At 40.3% G+C, this 18,889-nt stretch carries 21 protein-coding genes and 1 pseudogene; 9 read left to right on the top strand and 13 right to left on the bottom strand.

Annotation, left to right across the window (positions count from 1 at the left end):
- Positions 1-149: 149 nt before the first annotated feature.
- The 6 genes from JCM19043_RS02125 to ald form a co-directional block, all read right to left on the bottom strand.
- Positions 150-1,835 carry a methyl-accepting chemotaxis protein gene (locus JCM19043_RS02125; RefSeq protein ID WP_062319582.1) on the bottom strand — a complete coding sequence of 562 codons (1,686 nt, stop codon included), beginning with the start codon at positions 1,833-1,835 and terminating at the stop codon, positions 150-152.
- Positions 1,836-2,214: 379 nt separating this feature from the next.
- Complete coding sequence (locus JCM19043_RS02120) at positions 2,215-2,694, bottom strand: LURP-one-related/scramblase family protein (RefSeq protein WP_231631360.1); 480 nt, start codon at positions 2,692-2,694, stop codon at positions 2,215-2,217.
- Between the two features lie 8 nt (positions 2,695-2,702).
- Positions 2,703-3,425 (bottom strand): hypothetical protein, encoded by a 723-nt coding sequence (locus JCM19043_RS02115; protein WP_231631372.1) that lies wholly within the window; start codon positions 3,423-3,425, stop codon positions 2,703-2,705.
- Positions 3,353-3,673: a hypothetical protein gene (locus JCM19043_RS02110; RefSeq protein WP_062319579.1), complete on the bottom strand. Its 321-nt coding sequence runs from the start codon at positions 3,671-3,673 to the stop codon at positions 3,353-3,355. The genes JCM19043_RS02115 and JCM19043_RS02110 overlap by 73 nt, the downstream gene beginning before the upstream one ends.
- Complete coding sequence (locus tag JCM19043_RS02105; protein WP_062319577.1) at positions 3,649-4,713, bottom strand: GTP-binding protein; 1,065 nt, start codon at positions 4,711-4,713, stop codon at positions 3,649-3,651. The genes JCM19043_RS02110 and JCM19043_RS02105 overlap by 25 nt, the downstream gene beginning before the upstream one ends.
- Before the next feature lie 40 nt (positions 4,714-4,753).
- On the bottom strand, positions 4,754-5,878 hold the full coding sequence (ald, locus tag JCM19043_RS02100; RefSeq protein WP_062319575.1) for an alanine dehydrogenase: 1,125 nt from the start codon (positions 5,876-5,878) through the stop codon (positions 4,754-4,756).
- Between the two features lie 272 nt (positions 5,879-6,150).
- Here ald and JCM19043_RS02095 point away from each other — a divergent pair, with 272 nt between their 5' ends.
- Positions 6,151-7,149 carry a hypothetical protein gene (locus JCM19043_RS02095; protein ID WP_062319573.1) on the top strand — a complete coding sequence of 333 codons (999 nt, stop codon included), beginning with the start codon at positions 6,151-6,153 and terminating at the stop codon, positions 7,147-7,149.
- 16 nt (positions 7,150-7,165) lie between these two features.
- Here JCM19043_RS02095 and JCM19043_RS02090 read toward each other — a convergent pair whose 3' ends face one another.
- Positions 7,166-8,083, bottom strand: a complete 918-nt coding sequence (locus JCM19043_RS02090) for a LysR family transcriptional regulator (RefSeq protein WP_231631359.1) — start codon at positions 8,081-8,083, stop codon at positions 7,166-7,168.
- A gap of 198 nt (positions 8,084-8,281) precedes the next feature.
- On the opposite strand from JCM19043_RS02090, the gene JCM19043_RS02085 reads away from it, so the two are divergent.
- From JCM19043_RS02085 to JCM19043_RS02075, 4 genes and pseudogenes are all read left to right on the top strand, one after another.
- Entirely contained in the window at positions 8,282-9,472 is a 1,191-nt protein-coding gene (locus JCM19043_RS02085; RefSeq protein WP_062319569.1) for a coenzyme F420-0:L-glutamate ligase, read from the top strand.
- 349 nt (positions 9,473-9,821) lie between these two features.
- Positions 9,822-10,162, top strand: a pseudogene (locus tag JCM19043_RS18520) (Rpn family recombination-promoting nuclease/putative transposase); the annotation flags it as partial.
- On the top strand, positions 10,162-10,395 hold the full coding sequence (locus tag JCM19043_RS18005) for an Rpn family recombination-promoting nuclease/putative transposase (protein WP_255349929.1): 234 nt from the start codon (positions 10,162-10,164) through the stop codon (positions 10,393-10,395). The pseudogene JCM19043_RS18520 and the gene JCM19043_RS18005, both read left to right, overlap by 1 nt.
- 74 nt (positions 10,396-10,469) lie before the next feature.
- Positions 10,470-10,742, top strand: a complete 273-nt coding sequence (locus JCM19043_RS02075; protein WP_062319565.1) for a DUF4351 domain-containing protein — start codon at positions 10,470-10,472, stop codon at positions 10,740-10,742.
- A gap of 80 nt (positions 10,743-10,822) precedes the next feature.
- Here JCM19043_RS02075 and JCM19043_RS18000 read toward each other — a convergent pair whose 3' ends face one another.
- The 4 genes from JCM19043_RS18000 to JCM19043_RS02060 all read right to left on the bottom strand — a co-directional run bounded on the left by JCM19043_RS18000 (position 10,823) and on the right by JCM19043_RS02060 (position 14,702).
- Complete coding sequence (locus JCM19043_RS18000) at positions 10,823-11,410, bottom strand: L-lactate permease (protein ID WP_255349920.1); 588 nt, start codon at positions 11,408-11,410, stop codon at positions 10,823-10,825.
- The gene (locus tag JCM19043_RS17995) at positions 11,407-12,339 is read right to left on the bottom strand and encodes an L-lactate permease (protein ID WP_255349919.1); all 933 of its coding nucleotides are present in this window, start codon (positions 12,337-12,339) and stop codon (positions 11,407-11,409) included. The genes JCM19043_RS18000 and JCM19043_RS17995 overlap by 4 nt, the downstream gene beginning before the upstream one ends.
- A gap of 108 nt (positions 12,340-12,447) precedes the next feature.
- A complete protein-coding gene (locus JCM19043_RS02065) occupies positions 12,448-14,139 on the bottom strand; it encodes a DUF2207 domain-containing protein (RefSeq protein WP_062319563.1) in 1,692 nt (563 codons plus the stop codon).
- A 5-nt stretch (positions 14,140-14,144) separates the two neighbouring features.
- Positions 14,145-14,702 carry a LemA family protein gene (locus JCM19043_RS02060; protein ID WP_062319562.1) on the bottom strand — a complete coding sequence of 186 codons (558 nt, stop codon included), beginning with the start codon at positions 14,700-14,702 and terminating at the stop codon, positions 14,145-14,147.
- 295 nt (positions 14,703-14,997) lie between these two features.
- On the opposite strand from JCM19043_RS02060, the gene JCM19043_RS02055 reads away from it, so the two are divergent.
- Complete coding sequence (locus JCM19043_RS02055; protein ID WP_231631358.1) at positions 14,998-16,113, top strand: MATE family efflux transporter; 1,116 nt, start codon at positions 14,998-15,000, stop codon at positions 16,111-16,113.
- Entirely contained in the window at positions 16,107-16,415 is a 309-nt protein-coding gene (locus JCM19043_RS17160) for a hypothetical protein (protein ID WP_231631357.1), read from the top strand. The genes JCM19043_RS02055 and JCM19043_RS17160 overlap by 7 nt, the downstream gene beginning before the upstream one ends.
- Before the next feature lie 93 nt (positions 16,416-16,508).
- Here the strand turns inward: JCM19043_RS17160 and JCM19043_RS02050 are convergent, their stop codons facing one another.
- Both JCM19043_RS02050 and JCM19043_RS02045 read right to left on the bottom strand, forming a co-directional pair.
- Positions 16,509-17,159, bottom strand: a complete 651-nt coding sequence (locus JCM19043_RS02050; protein ID WP_082394378.1) for a YitT family protein — start codon at positions 17,157-17,159, stop codon at positions 16,509-16,511.
- On the bottom strand, positions 17,149-17,577 hold the full coding sequence (locus JCM19043_RS02045) for a MarR family winged helix-turn-helix transcriptional regulator (RefSeq protein WP_062319560.1): 429 nt from the start codon (positions 17,575-17,577) through the stop codon (positions 17,149-17,151). The genes JCM19043_RS02050 and JCM19043_RS02045 overlap by 11 nt, the downstream gene beginning before the upstream one ends.
- A 228-nt stretch (positions 17,578-17,805) precedes the next feature.
- Here JCM19043_RS02045 and JCM19043_RS02040 point away from each other — a divergent pair, with 228 nt between their 5' ends.
- Both JCM19043_RS02040 and JCM19043_RS17155 read left to right on the top strand, forming a co-directional pair.
- Positions 17,806-18,429: an alpha/beta hydrolase gene (locus tag JCM19043_RS02040; RefSeq protein ID WP_231631356.1), complete on the top strand. Its 624-nt coding sequence runs from the start codon at positions 17,806-17,808 to the stop codon at positions 18,427-18,429.
- A 157-nt stretch (positions 18,430-18,586) separates the two neighbouring features.
- The gene (locus JCM19043_RS17155; protein WP_231631355.1) at positions 18,587-18,754 is read left to right on the top strand and encodes a hypothetical protein; all 168 of its coding nucleotides are present in this window, start codon (positions 18,587-18,589) and stop codon (positions 18,752-18,754) included.
- Positions 18,755-18,889: the final 135 nt, after the last annotated feature.

Below are 18,889 nucleotides of genomic sequence, written 5' to 3'. Positions count from 1 at the left end.
TGCGAAATGAAGGTTTTTACTGGTTTTTTATCTTACTGTATAGATACTCTTGGATCTATACGTCTATCTTAAGATACCGTGTTATCCCCACGTTATCCACGAGAAAAACTGACAAGCGTTGCTAAAAGACGTTATCCACATGTAGATAATTACTCTAGCTTTTTAAACGGCGCTAATTGTGTAGTAAGACGCTGAATAATATCGCGTTGATTGTTTGATGATTGACGCATGTCTTCCATATTTTCTAACAGGCCGGCCGCACTTTCACTTGATGATACGACCCGGGTAACCGCATCTTCTGTTGCCTCGGTCATTTCTTTTAATCCACTTGCCATATGACGACTCGTTGTTTTAAATAGGTTGGTATGTTGTTTAAATCCGATAAAGACATCCTTTAAGTCTATTATCTGATTGGTGAAGCGATTCATTTCCTTGTTAAATTGTTGATAATCTGTGAGTATATCTGATTGAAGATAATCAATCATCCCTTTACTTTCTTTAACCAATTGATTAACCGCCTCATTTACTACGCCGTTAACGGTTTGAATATGTGACGCGGTGTTTTCAGTTGAAGCCGCTAAGTTTCTAATTTCTGAGGCAACTACACTAAAACCTTTTCCCGCTTCACCCGCGCGCGCAGCTTCAATTGAGGCATTTAAAGCAAGTAAATTCGTTTGACCCGAAATATCCAAGATTGTTTTGGTTAAGTCATCAATCTGTTTAACAGCGGCCGCATCTTTAATTGCATCTGTGACTGTTTTTGACATCAAAGCAATGTGATCTTTTGCCGTTTTATGGTTTTGTTTTAAGTGCTGATTTAGAGCCGCTGTTTCATCTGTAATAGTATCAATGACCGATACTTGTTGGATTGACACAGTATCCATCACCGTCGCTTTATCTTCAATTTGAATAGAGGCGTGTTCTAGTTCTAAGATAGTGCTATTTAATTCTTCCATTGTCGCCGATAGTTGATGCAGTGATTCACTCATCGATGCCGTATGTGCGGTACTTTCAATGATCGTTTGATCAAGTGTTTCACTACTGGATACGGTTAAATCCGTGTCATGTTTTACACCGATAAGCACCCTTTGTAGTCGCTCGATAAAGTCATTGACCGCATCTCGAATCACACCGGATTCATCTGATTGTTTATGCGTTAACCGTTTCGATAAATCACCTTGTTTCATTTCTATTGCGACAATCATCTCATCTAATGTCCGGCTCATAACGACGAGCGGTTTGACGATGGTCCGCCTTAAATGAAGGAAACCTATCAACGTAACCACGAAAAATAACAGTCCCATGCCCCAGACGATGATTACTAACCGGCTGACGCGACTGTCTATTAATGATTTTTCATGGGCAATATTTTGCGTTAGTACGTCATTAAAATCGGCTTCAGCTAATTTATAAGTCTCGTACAACATGCCCCATTCAGACGCTTCAACCTCACCTGATTGGAGTGTCGTACGTATGTCATTTAAGACTTGTTCCACAGGTTCAAATGCTAATAATAATTCATTATGCATCACACGGTCTGAATAATTCTCTAGTGTATTTTTTAAGGTATCCGTTAAAGTCACAAGTTGACTGTTGGTATCCTCTCGTATAGCTACTTCTCCTGTAAGGTTACCTTGCACTTCTAAATCGATATAATGTAGGGGCTCTTTAAAGGCTAACCGTGTTTGTTCTATTGGTAAGAAATAATCACTCATTAATTCAGATGATAACCGTACTTGGTCACTTGTTATCGCACTCATAATGGTATTCGTCAAAAAAATCATCCCTAATAGGAAAAAGATAATTGACATTCGTCTGCTCATAGATTGCTTCATTGATCTGCTCCTTTTTGTTTTCACTTCAAGTAAACGCCTTCATTTATTTGTATGGTTTGCTTTGACTATAACAAGAGTACAACTCCTTAAAAGCAATCAATCACGAACGACCTATTTTTCTGCACAAACAACACTTATCCACTTGTGGATAACAAAAACGAATCATGAACCAGGCGGTATATGTGTATAACCATGTGGATAAAAGCAGCTAACATGGGGTATGACAAAGATATGAACTATAGGAGAAAAAACGTGAAGGCATAAGAAGCATTGTAAGAGAGGAGAAACATACGCGTTTTAGGTTTAGGGTAACTGTGATAACGAACAATGAAAAAGCAAACGGTAGCTATCCTATCGTCTGCTTTTTTTGTGCTATTTTTTAACGCATCAGTCTCCTGAGCCTTCGCAAAGTCAATCGCAACAATAAGACTAATGACAAGCGCTTCATAACGCCCATCTGCCACGTCAATCGTATATGTATCTCCCAGGTGAACCATTTCTCTTCAACATAGGCAATCACACCTGCCGGACCGTGGACCTCAAAATACTTATCAAAAATGTCGCCAACAATATGAATATTTTCCGCATGAATATCAAAGCGGGTTTTGAAAAAAGTGAACGCTTTTTGGATCATAATCTCTTTAAACCCATCGACAGAGACATAAAAAGCTGGCAGGAGACTGATCATTTTCTTCGTAATCGTCCCAACAGCTTGATTGGTCTGATCATAAATCGTAAATTGTTTCGGAATCTGCATGAAACTTCCTTGAACGGTATACTTCGCCTCTTCATTCTGGTCAGTAATGGTAAACTTTTCACCTAAGCTAAATACTTTTTGACGCATATAAAATGTTGTCATTGTATCCCTCATTTCTTTATTATCGGTAAGTGCATCGCTTGTGCTGCTTCGTCTGCTTTTACCGTATAACCTTTCCCTTTTTGACAAAAGATTGAATCCCCGGTTGTTTCTTCGTCATGCCACGGATCATATGCTTGTGCTGCGGTGATTGACTCTAGATCGTTAACTTCATCATATCCAAAAAAGCTAAGACCAAGGTGACCTTCTCCTTTTGTATAGCTCAAGAACTTTTTTGGATAGTCATAAAATGTCTTAACCGGCACACGACCGGTCAGAAAAACATCTGTTTCTCTTATGAGCGGGGCATCGGTCTCACCACCTGCTTTGGTGATGTCTTGCATCAATTTACCGAGTAAATCCGGCGTCACCGTTGCCTCCACACGATACAGTGGTTCTAATAACACCATGTCTGTCATCAATAAGGCCTGCCTTAGGGCACGCCAAGTGGCTTCTCTGAAGTCGCCACCACTGGTATGTTTTTCATGGGCCTGGCCATTTGTTAACGTCACGGAAACATCAGTGAGCGGAGCCCCGATCACTGTCCCTTTATGGGACTTCTCAAAGAGATGTTGTTCGATTAAGCGCTGATGACTAACACTGAGCTGATTTACATCACACGCTGACTTAAACTGGATACCAGAGCCTCTTTTTGCCGGCTCTAATAAGAGATGTACCTCGGCATAGTGCTTGAGCGGTTCAAAGTGACCATAACCATAGACAGGTTGTTTAATCGTCTCTTGATATAAAATGTCCGGTTGTGAAAAAGTGACTCATAACCAAACCGATCAGAAATAATATCAGCTAAAATTTCTAGCTGTACTTCTCCGTGGACATCTAGCTGCACCCGGGTTTTATCTTGACTGAGTCTGGCGGCTAAACTCGGGTCTTCTTCTGTTAACTTCAACATGTCTTGGTACAGATCATGGAGATCAGCTGATGTGATGATATCAACCGTTAACGTTGGTTTGAGCTTTGACACGCTTGATAATCTGGATCATTCAAACGGTCAAATACTTGAACCGTTGATAAGCCGACCAAGGCCACTAACATCCCTGTTGTCGCTGACTGAATCGATGTTTGCTTCGGCCCGTTCATCTGTTTGATTGCGGTTATTTTTTCTGTCATTAACTCACCCGTGAACGTTTTATAAGTCACTTCATCACGCACGTTAAATTCACCCGCTAATACTTTCACAAAGACTAATCGTTCACCGTTTTCGTAACGCACTTTAAACACATCCGCCACTGGCTGATGATGCTCGACATGCTTTTCTCTTGGTAACAAACGCCTAAGCCAGTGATCAAACACATCCAATCCCTCGTTATGTAACGTGGCACCTTTAAAAACAGGAACGAGCGCACTTTCTTTGAAACGTTCAGTTATGAACGTCATGATATCTTTTTCTTTCAATGTGTCCGAGAGGTAAGCGTCCATTAAACTCTCAGCCAACAAAGCTAACGCTTCTATATCAGTTGCCTTCAAATCACTTGTTTCGAATAAATAGCTATCTGTACCAGTAAGTTGATCAATCATGCTTGTCACTTTTTTAACGTCGGCACCTAATAGGTCGGTTTTATTAATGAAAAAGATCACCGGAATGTTTCTGTCTTTTAATAAGTGATAGACCGTTCTTGTATGTGAGACGACACCTTCTTTAGCACTCACGAGCAAAACACCGACGTCAATCACACTAAGGGCACGTTCCATCTCCATCTGAAAATCGACGTGACCAGGTGTATCCATAATATATAATCGGTCGGTTGCTGTTTCAATCACGCCATAATCACTAAAAATCGTAATACCGCGTGCTTTTTCAATTCGGTGTTGATCAAGAAAACTATTTTTATGATCGACCCGCCCTTTTTGTTTTAAGCTGCCACTGTTATAAAGCCACTGTTCCACAAAGGTGGTTTTACCGGTATCGACATGGGCAAAGACGCCTATCGTATGATTCATTTCAATCACCTCACCTTCTTCTACCTTTATTTTACCATAGTAAAAAGCCCTTGATGGATTCATCAAGAGCTTTTCACTATTTTAGAATCATTTGTGACGTCTGTCATGATTCATCGTTGACTAATTGACTAAATTCATGATATTCATAACCGAATGTTTCGGCAACGGCAAGGTTCGTTAACTTACCATCATATAAATTAATACCACTATACAGCGTATGATCGCGTTCGGCGGCTTTTTTCACACCTCGATTAGCTAATTGTACCGCATGAGGTAAAGTAACGTTCGTAAGTGCGATCGTTGATGTTCGCGGAACAGCCCCTGGCATATTCGCAACCGCATAGTGTAGGACACCGTGACGCTCATAGACAGGGTCATCATGAGTGGTTACCAAATCAGCTGTTTCAAAAATACCGCCTTGGTCGACCGCAATATCAACGATGACACTACCTGGTTTCATTTGTTTCACCATATCCTCACTCACCAGTTTTGGCGCTTTTCGACCAGGAATAAGCACGGCACCAACGACAATATCCGCATCTTTAATCGCTTCGCGAATATTGACTTCATTAGAAATTTGCGTCACCACTTCATGACCATAATCGGCTTCAACTTGCGTTAAGACTTCGGCACGGATATCAAGTAACGTCACATGAGCACCTAAACCTTTCGCAATTTGAAGCGCGTTTTGTCCAGAGACACCACCGCCAATAATCGTGACTTTACCGTTTTTAACACCTGGAACACCACCAATTAACGCACCACTTCCACCCATTGGTTTTTGTAAGTAATGGGCGGCTACTTGAACAGACAATCGTCCGGCAATGACACTCATCGGATGTAACATCGGTAAACCGCCATCAGCACCGACCATCGTCTCATAAGCAATCGCCGTCGTTTTCGCTTCTTTTAATGCTTCTGTCAGCTTTGGTTCATTTGCTAAGTGAAGATACGTGAATAAAATCAGATCATCTCTAAAGTAGCGATATTCACTTGCGAGCGGCTCTTTTACCTTGATCACCATTTCTGCTTCCCAAGCGTCTCGGGCTTCAGGTACAATAACAGCCCCTTTTGACTGATAATCTTCATCTAGAAAGCCAGCACCTTCGCCGGCTGTTGTTTCAATGAATACCTCATGACCTTGTTTCGTTAATAGTTCGACACCAACTGGTGTCATTGCAACTCGAAATTCATTGTTTTTAATTTCTTTTGGAATACCAATACGCATAAGACATCCTCCTAATATATTTGTGAATTAATATACATACTTTTACTATAACACATCATATATCCAATTATATAAGCCTGCATAACAAATGAACGCTTAATAAATCAACATGTTAGTCTTTATATACCCTAAAGAGATTAATTTCATACCTTTTCAAGAACGGTGATATAACTGTCACAAAATTGTCAAAAAAATATCCCAACTTCTCTTTTCATGATGAGGCATTTAAGGAAAAGAATACTAACCCTAACTTTCTAAAAGAGGTGAATCAAATGTCACTCCTTCTATTACTACTCGGTTTCTTACCCCTCGCCCTAATCGGTCTCATGTTGTTTACGATAAGTTTTGTCGATTGGGTCATGTCTCAAACGAGGTGGTTATTTGGTTTGTTTTTTCTCCTTGGTCTGTTTTTCTTTTCACTGAAACTTCATGCCCTCGCCCTGCAGTTTTTTGAGCGGCACTTTAAATCACCGTATCACTGGAAGAAGACCGACACGACAACAGTCATCTTAATCATTAGCTCAGCGATGATTACCTTTAGTCTCGGTCATACTTTTCAGTTCGGTGCCTATTTATCATCTGCCGTCGTTGGCTTAAGTGGTGCTGTTTTTTTCAAACGACAAAAGACCATCATTTATACCGGTTCCTTCATTGGTATGACTCATACCGTTTTCTTACCCGATTTTTGGTGCATTATCCTCGCGGCCGTTGTCACCGGGATCATCTATGTATTTAGTCGCTACACCTTTGTCGGTTATGGCGGCAAATTAGGTGCCTTAAGTTTAATTGGAACCTTAACTTCTGGCTATGTGCTTGGTCACCGCCCAGTTAGTCTGACGATTCCTGACGTCAAGATGCAGCTATGGCTTATTTTCTTTACATTATTAGGGACCTGGCTGACCCTCACCATCAGGCGCTACCTGAAACATGACCCCATTTTTGCCTCAAGTATAGCCACTATGGCTATTGTGCTAATCGGAATGGTCATTCCAATCACTATCCCTCACATTCTACTTGCTGCCTTTATGATGGGAACGTTTACCGCTATGAGCAATCGGTTAGTCTTACCACGTGTGTCATTGTTTTACTTAGCTTCCCTCATAAGTGCCATCACGATGATTTTTAGTCAACCGTTCTTAGAGAATGCAGGCGGAAAACTCGGCACCCTTGCTTTTATCGGCGTCATTACGACTCGCGGGATCGTTGATGCTTATCGTTTTATCGTTCTATACTTATCAGCCAAACATAAAAGACAGCTCATTTACAAATAAGACTTTGCTGAACCAGTCATATTTTCAAGTCATCGTTCATCATCTCCATAAACGTGCGTGCTGCTTGTGATGGTGGAACATTATTTTTTAAACATAAACCGATATGACGTGTTGGTAACGGTTCAAGTAGAGGTACTTCATAGACCTCACCTCGGTTGATCGCCTCATCAGAAAATGGACGTACCACCGCAGCGATACCTACATTAATTTTCGCAAACTCAACGAGGAGATCATAAGAACCGATTTCAAATGTCGGTGTATATTCAAAACCTTTTGATATCAAGTAGTTCTCCACAAAGCGACGTGAATTAGACTTTTTCTCTAACGAAATAATGGGGTACGTCAATAACGTCTCAATCGAGATGGGCTGGCTAAAATTATCGTGATATTTTTCTCCGCAAACAAACACATCCCGCACTTCTAGACAAGGTTTCGTTTCAATCACAGGATCGGTCACAGGTAAATTACAGACCGCAAAATCAACTTCCCCGCTTTTCACAAGTGGGAGTAATTCTAAAGTCGTTCCATTTACGATTTTAAAATGCACATTGGGATAGCGCTCATGAAACGCCTGTAGAAACGGGAGTAAATAATATTTACTTACCGTATCACCGACACCGATACTAAGCTCGCCTGCTTCTAATTGTTGATAGGCATCGAGTTGTTTTTCTCCTTGGTCAATCAGGTGCAGGGCATCTTTCACATACTGATACAGTACTTTCCCTTCGGTCGTTAATTCTACACCGCGTGATTCCCGGTGGAATAGTCGCTGATTCAAACTCTCTTCTAGTTGCTTTAGTGCTTGACTAATAGCTGGTTGGCTCATAAACAGATGTTCTTTTGCTTTTGATAGACTTTTTCTTTCAGCTACTTCGACAAAAATTCGGTACAAATCGAGTTTTGCTTTCACTTCTGTCACTCCATTTCTTTTCACTTAAATGTTTGGGTCTAACCGCATCGATAAGAACTGATTATCTATGCATGCCCTCTATTGATATTCGTTTTAATTATATCTCATATTCAATATATCAACTTTACTTATAGATAACAAGCGCGTATAGTGTAATAGTAAACACGAACATTAATTGTTGTTTACACGTTAAATAATCGACTTTTTAAGGAGCGAATACAAATGGAACGTGTAATAGGAACCGTTACGAGAGGCTTACGATGCCCCATTATTAATGAAGGTGACAGCATCGAAGCGATTGTTGTTGATAGCGTGATGAAAGCGATTGATCAAGGTGAATTTGTACCTCAAGATAAAGATATTGTTGCCGTAACAGAATCAATTGTCGCACGAGCACAAGGAAACTATGCGACAACCGCTCAAATTGCGACCGATATTCAAGATAAGTTTGGCGACGAAACCGTTGGGGTTATTTTCCCTATTTTAAGTCGTAACCGCTTTGCGACTTTACTTCGCGGGATTAGTATGGGCGCAAAGAAAGTAGTGATTATGTTTAGTTATCCGTCTGATGAAGTCGGTAACCATTTAGTTGAACTCGATCACTTAGATGAAAAGGGCATTAATCCATGGACAGATGTTTTAGATGAGAAAACTTTCCGTGACCACTTTGGTTATCAGAAGCACACTTTCACAGGTGTGGACTATATCGATTACTATAAAGAAGTCGCAGAAGAAGCTGGAGCTGAATGTGAAGTTATTTTTGCGAATAATGCCAAGGCCATTCTTAACTATACAAAACATGTGCTCGCTTGTGATATTCATACACGCGTGAGAACTAAGCGCATTTTAAAAGCAGAAGGCGCAGAAACCGTCCATACACTGGATGATATTTTAAATCATTCAATCGATGGCAGTGGTTTTAACGGAGAATATGGATTACTTGGGTCGAATAAATCAACCGAAGACCGCGTGAAATTATTCCCACATAACGCTCAGCCTGTCGTTGACAGGATTCAACAGACGCTGTCTGAAAAAACTGGGAAACAAATCGAAGTGATGGTCTATGGTGACGGTGCTTTTAAAGACCCCGCGGGTAAAATTTGGGAGTTGGCAGACCCAGTTGTTTCACCAGCCTTTACGACTGGTTTAGACGGGACACCGAATGAAGTGAAATTAAAGTATCTTGCTGACAATAACTTTAGTGACTTAAAAGGTGACGAATTAAAAAATGCCATCTCTAACTACATTAGAAATAAACAAGATGATTTGGTCGGACATATGGAAGCACAAGGGACAACCCCGCGTCGTTTAACTGACCTCATCGGTTCGCTAGCTGATTTAACATCAGGTAGTGGTGATAAAGGGACACCGATTGTCTATATCCAAGGTTATTTTGATAACTATACAGTTTAAGCAATCATAAAGAATCGGATACGCGATATCTATCATAGTAAAGCCTACCAGAATCTCTGGTAGGTTTTTTTAGTCGCACGCATACTAGAAAAAATTTTTATACCTTCAAGGCAAATGAAGATGAACTTTTCACCTGAGTATTTAATATTCTCCTCACCATAAGACCCCATTTACCAATTCTCCGATTTAGGCAATTGGATACATGACTTGTTTTCATTTAAGATGTGATTAACTCATGAGTCACAGAAAACATATCTGTGAAACTTACAAAGCAGGTGATAATCATTCATATCCAAAACCCCCATGACAAATTCTTTAAAGAAACGTTTCACAACATAACTGTCACAAAAGAATTTTGGTTCATTATTTACCAGCACATATCGTAGACATCATCGATGTAGAGACACTCGAACCTCAGAAAGACAGTTTCATTAACGAGCATCTAAAAGAAGTGTTTTCCGATCTCTTGTTTAAAGTTGAGATGAACCAAAAAGTTGGGTATCTCTATCTATTGTTTGAACACAAAAGCTTTCAAAGTCCACAGTTGCCGTGCAGTTACTACAGTACATGTGTGATATATGGAAAACGGCGGCACATCAACATAAGTCAGCTAAACTACCCTTGATTATTCCACTTGTGATTTATCACGGAAAAAACCCCTGGCATACAGGTGAGTCGTTAGCGACTTAATCGAAGGGTTCGATCTATTAAGTGAAGCAATGAAAAGCTACACGCCTAATTTTAACTATATCTTGTTTGATGTCTCCACATTTTCAGATGCAGACATTTTAGGACCAATAGAATTAAGATTATCCTTTACTGCCTTACGTGATATTCACTCAGATGACCCCAAAATATTAAAACAAATGATCTATCACGCCATTGATGTCATCTATACTGTTGATATGAAAGATGTTGCTTAGCCTACTTTGAAACATTAATCCGATACATTTTTAGTGCTAGTGGCGCATTCTCAAAACACGATATCCATGATATAGTGAAAACATTAGAACAAGCCTATCCGAAAGGAAGTGACGTCGTCATGACAATTGCCGACATTCTTAGAGAAGAAGGTTTAGAACAGGGATTAGAACAAGGGTTAAAACAAGGGATGGCTAAAGCTTTACACAAGATGTTAACCATGAAACTTAACGAGATACCAGAAGCCACCATCCAGCACGTTTATCAATTAGATGAAGCTAGAATCAATACAATTATTGAACATTTTGATGAGATCGAGACAATTGATGACTTAAACAACTATTTATAAACATAAAAACACCACCTAATCGATGAAAAAGACGATTAAGCGGTGTTTTTATTTACTTTACATAACAATAGCGTCCATAATCAAATGAATAAACTACCGACATATACTAAAATTCCTAAGAAGACGACATAGCCTAAACAGAATTTTAAGGTACTATTGAATATCTTACCTTCTTGACCAATCAGACCAGTGGCAGATGTTGCGACAGCGATACTTTGTGGTGAAATCATTTTGCCACCTGTCGCACCTGAGGTATTGGCTGCGGCCAACCAGTATGAATCAACACCAATCGAGTTCGCAACTTCGATTTGAAGTGGACCAAATAAAATATTCGATGACGTGTCACTCCCCGTCACAAACGTACCAAGTGTCCCTAACATTGGCGCAAAGAATGGATAGAATGAACCGGTCACTAACACAAACACGGTCGCAATACTTGTAATCATACCGCTATAGCCCATGATTTTCGCAAGGGCAACAATCGCCACGACCGTAAGCGCTGATTTTGATAATTGTTTGACCGTACTGACAAACACACCAACAATGTCTTTTAAATTAGCCCCTTGAATCAAGCTGCCAATTACAGCCGCAAGGATAATGAGAACGCCTGGTGTCCCAACCCATTTAAACGTCGATGCCGCTGCACCTGGTCCTTGATAAATTGTCACGGTTGTTTGAATATGTGAAACAAAATCATACACAGCCGGCACAAGTGGCTGGTCAGTAAAATAAAAGCTAAAATTAAAATGTAAGGTAACCAAGCTTTAAACCCTTCAGAAACAGATACCACTTCTGGATTTTTGGCTTTTTTATCTTTATGAAACAAAAGTGCCATACCGATCGTCGTTGCCATACTAAACAAACTACCGACAAGCGCTGGTAGTTCGGCCCCTAAGTACTGCGCCACAAAGATTTGCGGCACCGCAAAAGCAATACCTGAAGCCAGTGTAATACCGACAACACCTTTTAATGCTTTCAGACTTCTACCAGTCATGAACACTAAAACGAATGGAATAATAATAATAAACAACGTAAGTTGTAATACAATTGTGTAACTGAGCGTGGTTACCTCAAGTCCGGTGACTTGTGCGAGTGTAGATACCGGAATACCGACCGCACCAAAAGCCGTTGGCACAGTATTCGCAACGAGTGAGATAATCGCCGCAAATAACGGATTAAATCCAAGGGCCGCTAAAATGCTCGCGGGTAAAGCGACGGCTGTCCCGTAACCAGCAACTGCTTCTAAGAATCCTCCAAAGCCCCATGCGAGAATCAAGACTTGAATGCGTTTATCGGTAGAAATACTCGATAACATTTTATTGATTGTATCCATGCTTTTCGTATGTTGAGCCAAATTATAAGTGAAAATGGCCGCGATAATCACAATCATAATCGGCCAAATCCCTAAAGCCGCTCCTTCAACAATCGCGGTTACAATACCGAATGGTGTCATATCAAAGAAGAAAAACGCTAAGCCACTAGCAATGAGTACACTCCACATCCCTGCTTTATAAGCCGGACGATTGAACACACCTAAAGCTAAAATTAAAAACACAATCGGAATAAGTGCAAACAGAAATAATACATAATCATTCATTGGTTGTTGCCCCCTATAGTACATTTACTATTTTCTCTCGTCATTATTCTCTACCTGTTTACTTTTTCTGTCAAGGGTAAAAAGATAGCCGTCTTTCGGGCGAGGAAGCTATCTTGCGCCACTTCCTCCACCACCCATGGAGCCACCGCCGCCACCAAAGCTCGTTGAACCGCCTCCGCCACTAGCCGCTGAGACAGCACTACTATAGCCTGACTGCATACTATGTGAGAAAGCATAAGCGATATAAATATCCGATACGCGCACTTCCGATTGACTGACAAACTGCGGATAGAATTCCGCTAATTGTTTGGCCACCTCTTCTGCGATACCGTAAAGACTCGCCCAAATAATCAAATCTTCCCAGAGGCCAACTTCTTTGATTTGTCGTTCATCGAGTAAAGAGAAATCAGTTAAGTAATTTTTAAATTGAACTAACCGATCAAATAATTCTTCACCTTCGGCACTTGCTTTGGTAATAGTCGCATGCATCCCAAGAAACGGCACTTCTTCAAAATATAAATAACCTTGGTGGTGTAAATGATCTTTTGAGTACCTTAATAAATCATTCTTAAGCGCGTCAAGCTCTTTGTAGTTCTTCTTCGACCAAGCTTTAATTTCATTCTCATCAAGCACACCATCCGCGCCTGCTGCTTCGACAACGACCTTAAAGAAACGTCGTTCAATCTTATCGACGGATTTATCTAGTTTAAACGTATTTAACACAAACTGATCGTGCTCTTTTTTGAAGACCATTCCTTTTGTTTCTGTCGTATGTGTAATATACCCATCTTTTACCCACTTTAATACGTACGCACTAAAGTAGTTTTCAAAACTACCCGTACCAACGGATTCGAGTAAATACTGCACGTTGCGCATTGGACCCTTCGTATACGGAATCTCACGATAATACTGACCTTCATTTAACTTTTCTCTTGCTTTCCCTGTGACGAGTGGGTTCGCTCTTTTGATTGCGCGTGAACGTGCCACGACAACAATAATAATAAAGCCAATCAAAAGTATACCAAATAACACAAACGCGGCAATTATCATTTTCTCACCGAATGTCATTGGCTGATCGCCATAACTACTATCTTCTAACGATCGATTTAACTCTTCTTCAAGTGACATCTGTTTTGTCTTTAGTCCAGAAAAGATTGGTTCAGAAAACTGCATCAGTAAGGTAATATGACCATTGTCCCTAATCGGTTCATTACTCCAACCAACTAAATCCCCCTCTTCTAAATAGACTTCACCATTGAAGCCAAAGCCCCAAATTCTCGTATTATCTTGAGTAAACGATATCGGTCCTGTGACGGTGATTGATACTTCTTCTGGATTAATACTTCCCTCTCCATCAAAGAAATTATTATTTAGACTTTGCCCATCCTCTAACTGACGGACTAAATCTGACAAGGTATACGTGACGACATATTCATGTGGACCATATTCGCCAATTCCCCATGTCAGTTCATAACCCTCATCTGTTTCAATAATGCCGTACTTGCCTGCCTTTTCTTCGCGACTCCAATCAAGATCCCAACCATCTTGGAACGTGAATGGTTCACCAAAGTCGGTTACCGAATAATTGGAAAGCACTGCGCCTTCTAGGTTGTCTAACACACTATACATCTCTGTGCCTTCGTCAAGGTTCATTTGGCGTGTTTCGGTAATCGTCCCTGAACCGTCTTCATGGAGCTCAACATGTAAATCGAGTGTTGACATCGAATTAGCCGATACATCGATACTTAAAAAACTAAATAACACGAACGAAACAACGAGTGTCAGGAGTGATTTTCGCATCAACCTCACCCCCAGCTCGGCATGTCTTGTTTAGATTCTGTACTTTCAAAGTAATCACGCTTACTAAAGTTAAACATACCCGCAATAATATTGGATGGCACCATTTGAATCAGACGATTAAATTTTGTCACCGTATCGTTATAAATCATACGTGATTGTCTGACTTGATTTTCATACTTATCAATTTGTGCAAGTGTATCTTGATACACTGTTGATGCTTTTAAATCCGGATAGCTTTCCGCTACCGCAATTAAACGACCTAAGGCTTGATTAAACAATTGATCATCTTGATTCACTTCACTGACATCAGCACCCTTACCAATTTGTGAGCGTTTTTCAGCAATGCCCTCTAACACTTTTGCTTCGTGAGCTTCATAACGCTTTGTGCCATCAATCATTGATTTTAACGCGTCCCAACGCGATTCAATTTGCGTCGAAATTTGACCCATCGCATTCTCAACAAGTTCACGTGTAGACACCAAGTTGTTGTAGGTAGAAATTCCCCACATAATCAAAATAAGTCCTAATACTAAAATAACCGCTAAAACAATCCAACCGACCATCTTTTGCACCCTCTTTTCAATTAGTAAAGTGATGTTGCTATATCCATTATATCAGACTGAATAGCGATTGTTAGTCCTCTCACACGATATTTTAATAGGTAAGCGGTTTAAGTTTAACAAGGTAACTTTTTGCTCTTTTTAAATATAATTTATTAATTTGATTCATCTGCCTTGCATTTTTAATAAATAGGACTATACTATTCAAAGACCTTAAGAATAATAACGGAAAAACCATGAGATTATTTGTGGTTTTTAATTATATAAGATGAAGAGAAAGAAAGGTTGAGGTGACATTATGGGAAGAGATATGACTTCAGGAAACCCTCTGAAACTGATTGTATTGTTTAGTTTACCGATGTTGTTAGGGAACGTGTTCCAACAATTTTATTCGATGGCAGATACCTTCATTGTTTCACAAACGTTAGGGATGGATGCATTAGCGGCGGTTGGTTCTGTTGGAAGTATTATGTTTTTAATTTTAGGTTTGGCGATTGGCTTGACTGCCGGCCTTGCGGTGATTACAGCGCAACGGTTTGGAAAAAAAGATGAAAAAGCTTTGCGCCGTAGTTTAGGTGTGAGTTTAATTATTGTCGTTATCATCAGCATTATTTTGACAATTGCGGCAACACTTAATACACGTAACATTTTAGAGTTGATGCAGACACCACCAGAAATCATTGATGATGCTTATGACTATTTAGTCGTTATTTTTGCTGGGATTGGCGCGACGGTGATGTTTAACTACTTATCAAATGTATTACGGGCGATTGGTGACTCGCGTACACCATTACTATTTTTAATCGTCACGTCTATATTAAATATTATCTTAGACTATACGTTTATTCTAGGTTTTGACATGAATGTCGCTGGTGCGGGTTATGCGACAGTGATTTCTCAACTGATTGCGTCTGTGCTTTGCCTGATTTACATTAAAAAACGGGTAAGAATCTTACGAATCAAAAGATCAGACTGGACAAAAGACTGGGCTGAATATAAAGAACATTTACGTATTGGTTTACCGTACGGTTTCCAGTATTCAATTATTGCGATTGGCTCAGTCGCCATTCAGATTACTCTAAACCAATTAGGCGCACTTTCTGTTGCCGCATATACCGCATCAATTAAAATTGAACAGCTACTGACAATGCCTCTTCAAACAATGGGCGTAGCTATGTCAACTTTTGTTGCTCAAAACTTTGGAGCGGGTGAGTTTAGCCGAATTAAGCAAGGGATTAAAAGTGGGATGTCTATTACACTCGTTTATGCTGCATCGATTGGTGTGATCCTCTTGTTCTTCGGTCGCTATTTAGCCGGATTCTTTGTTGAGGACGGGAATCCTGAGGTACTGGCATTATCTGAGCGCTTCTTTACAATTCAGTGGCCCTTCTACATGTTACTTGCCTTGTGTTAGTACTAAGACCATCCATCCAAGGCTTAGGTAATAGCTTTGTGCCCACTGTGGCAGGGGTATTAGAACTTGTTGCCCGTGTCATTGGTGCGCTTATATTAAGTGAATACTTTGGCTTTAGTGGGGCTGTTATGTCTAACCCACTCGCTTGGTTTGCGGCAACCGTTCCACTCGTCGTATCCGTTTACTACACACTAAAAATCTTAGAGAAAGAACCGACAAAGAAAGATTTAATGTTATCGCTTGGGTCAAAAACCGTTTATCAACAATCAAAAACATTGCGTAAGGAATGTGCGTGTTCATAACAATAAGCACGCCTTAATGATAGATCCTACACAAAAAGCATGATCCTCAGCAAGTAAACAGGGATCATGCTTTTATTAAATGACAATAGATTTTCAAGCTACTTTCACTAGAATCTTCGTCCAAACACCTAATGATCGTTGCATAATAGGTCCAATGAGCGGCACGGTCACAAACGTCCCAATGGCCACCGGTCCACCTAATAACCAACCAGAAGTTAAAGCGAGCGTTTCTAAAATTGTACGCGAAGTCCCGATCGATAGAGAAAAACGTTTCGAAATATAAAGGGTCATCCCGTCACGTGGACCCGCACCAATTTTTGATGAGACATACATGCCTGAGCCAATCCCCATAATCCCGACACCTAAAAGCAACATCATAACGCGAAGAGAAAGGGTCGTTGGTGCTGGTATAAAATCAGCCGCTAATATTTGATTTAAGAAGAATCCAACAAATACAATATTTAATACACTGCCGACTTGAATGCGTTTCTTCTCTAAAAAGGATGTCAAGATAACCATCAGTACGCCAACAATTTGAACCCATCGACCAATAGATAGACCAAAGTTTTCTGACAAACCGATGTGCAAGACATCCCATGTCGCTGTTCCTAGATTCGCTTTAATAATAACTGATACACCGAAAGCAAGTAAATATAACCCACCAGTAAAGACGAATAATCGAATAAGATAACTTTTCAGTGTGTACGGTGATTCGTTCATCTTGTTAGTTTGATTAGAAGACATAACGCTTATTTCCATCTAAGTTAGTTATCATTTTTTCTGCGACTTTTCGGAAGACTTCTAGCTCTTCTTCAGGAATGCCTCGCGTCGCTTTCTTCTCAATTTTGTCACTAATATCTTTCCATTCTTCATAGTGTTTCTTCGCTTCATCTGTCAGACCAATAATCCGTTTTCTTCGGTCAAGACCTTCTTCTTTCTTGATCCAACCTTCTTGATTTAAACGATTGACCATGCGCGTGAGTGTGGGTGCCTCAACTTTCAAATAATCGGCAATGGCTCTTTGACTATGCGGTCCTTCTGTATATAAAAACATAACCAATCCCCACTGTGCTGCGTATAAATGTGAATCTTGTAGTTGTTCATTTAATACTTTCTTAAATGTCCTACTTAATTGTCCTGCTTGATGTCCATATAAAACCATCTGTGTCACTCCTCATTTTTTAATTAGCTAGCTAATTATAGCACACTTTTTTGTCGTTTTGTTGGGAAAATACTTGATATCCTTCTTAATCATTTAACTTCTTATATATGGCGTCTACTCATTCTTCGCAATTTTCATTCATCTCTCATATAATGGAGCTATAAAGTATCCCAGTTTTTACATAGACCGGCTACTTAAAACAATATTTATACTACGAGGATGATGACGGTGAAGAAAAAAACATTAAAAATCGCTTTAACAGCCCTTGGGGCGACGAGCGCAACATTACTTTACAGCAGTATCTACTTTTATAAGCAAGCTGTTAAAAACAAGAAAACAAATACCTCCCCTGATTATGATTTAATCAATGTCGTACCGAATGATCCATGGGAAGCTGAAAAACTCTGGTTTCAAAAAGTCGACCGTGATGTTCTAACGCTTTACTCACAGGATGATTTAGCTCTTAAAGCCTTGCTTATTGAAAACCCAGAAGCAGGCGGTAAAGTAGCCATCTTGGCTCATGGTTATAGCGGAACGAGTAAAGAAATGGCGCCTTTTGCGAAGTTGTTTTACGATTTAGGGTTTACCATTCTTCTTCCTGACGCGAGAGGTCACGGTGACAGTGAAGGCGACTACATTGGCTTCGGTTGGCCGGAACGTCACGACTATCTTGCTTGGATTGATTCACTGATCAATCGGTACGGGCAGGATACTGAGATTGTGCTCTTCGGTATTAGTATGGGTGGGGCGACTGTACTTAACGTCAGCGGGGAAGCTTTACCAGACCAAGTCAAAGCATCGTGGAAGACTGCGGATATAGCTCTGTGGAAAAAGAACTGGGCTATCAACTAAAGAACTTATATAAGCTCCCATCTTATCCGTTCATTCCAATGACGAGTTTACTTACAAAATATAAGGCGGGTTATTCGTTCACCGAAGCGTCACCCGTCGAACAAGTGAAAAAAAGCACCACCCGACATTATTTATTCATGGGGATCGAGACAGCTTTGTGCCAACACAAATGGCGTATGAACTCTATCAAGCAGCCGCTTCAGATAAATTCCTGTACATCGTCCCTGGTGCAGAGCACGCGTACAGTTATGTGACCGATAAAGAGGAGTACCGCCGACAAGTGACTCGGTTTCTCGCGCGTTATCTAGATCATACACTCTCATAAGGCTGACAAAGACAGACAAAGCGATGTCTGTCTTTTTTATCTCAACCGATTTCCGAATATGAGAATGTGATCGCAAATAGATAAGACAAACCGACGCCACTCTATTAAACTAAGAGACAGCACGATATTAATAGG

Origin of the sequence: Halolactibacillus sp. JCM 19043 (genome assembly GCF_001310395.1) — a bacterium.
In the GTDB taxonomy this organism is placed as follows: Bacteria; Bacillota; Bacilli; order Bacillales; family Amphibacillaceae; genus Halolactibacillus; species Halolactibacillus miurensis.
The sequence above is the reverse complement of the archived record's forward strand: the minus strand, read 5'-3'. Positions and strand labels throughout refer to the sequence as shown.